General features: G+C 48.2%; 1 protein-coding gene. It reads left to right on the top strand.

Features of this window, described 5'->3' with window-relative positions; genetic code table 11:
• The coding region (locus tag ACFO3O_RS22545) for an Ig-like domain-containing protein (RefSeq protein WP_379983072.1) at positions 1–1,131 on the top strand (1,131 nt) is incomplete at both ends.

Raw genomic sequence — 1,131 nt, 5'->3', positions numbered from 1 at the left:
CTGATTTTAATGGTACGGATACTTTTGAGTATACCGTCACCGTAACAAACCCTGATGGAAGTACCACTACGGAAACAGCTACCGTAGTAGTCACCGTGACTCCAGCGGATGATGTGATGGATGATACAGCGACCACACCAGAGGATACGCCAGTAGATATTGCGGTATTAGATAATGATACCTTTGATCCAACGGCAACTATAGAAGTAACCGATGTCACCGATCCAGCTAATGGAACGGTGACCATCAACCCTGATGGCACGGTCACCTATAGTCCAGATCCTGATTTTAATGGTACGGATACCTTTGAGTATACCGTCACCGTCACAAACCCTGATGGATCAACGACCACAGAAACAGCAACAGTCACAGTCACCGTGACTCCAGCGGATGATGTGATGGATGATACAGCGACCACAACAGAGGATACGCCAGTAGACATTGCGGTATTAGATAATGATACCTTCGATCCAACGGCAACTATAGAAGTAACCGATGTCACGGATCCAGCTAACGGAACAGTGACCATCAACCCTGATGGCACGGTCACCTACACACCAGATCCTGATTTTAATGGCACGGATACCTTTGAGTATACCGTCACCGTCACCAATCCAGATGGATCAACGACCACTGAAACTGCTACCGTAGTAGTCACCGTGACTCCAGCGGATGATGTGATGGATGATACAGCGACCACACCAGAGGATACGCCAGTAGACATTGCGGTATTAGATAATGATACCTTTGATCCAACGGCAACTATAGAAGTAACCGATGTCACGGATCCAGCTAATGGAACGGTCACCATCAATCCTGATGGCACGGTCACCTACACGCCAGATCCTGATTTTAACGGCACGGATACCTTTGAGTATACCGTCACAGTCACCAATCCAGATGGATCAACCACCACTGAAACTGCTACCGTAGTAGTCACCGTGACTCCAGCGGATGATGTGATGGATGATACGGCGACCACACCAGAGGATACGCCAGTAGATATTGCGGTATTAGATAATGATACCTTCGATCCAACGGCAACTATAGAAGTAACCGATGTCACGGATCCAAACAACGGAACAGTGACCATCAACCCTGATGGCACGGTCACCTACACGCCAGATCCTG

This window comes from Dokdonia ponticola (genome assembly GCF_042653865.1).
Taxonomy (GTDB): Bacteria; Bacteroidota; Bacteroidia; order Flavobacteriales; family Flavobacteriaceae; genus Dokdonia; species Dokdonia ponticola.
The sequence above is the reverse complement of the archived record's forward strand: the minus strand, read 5'-3'. Positions and strand labels throughout refer to the sequence as shown.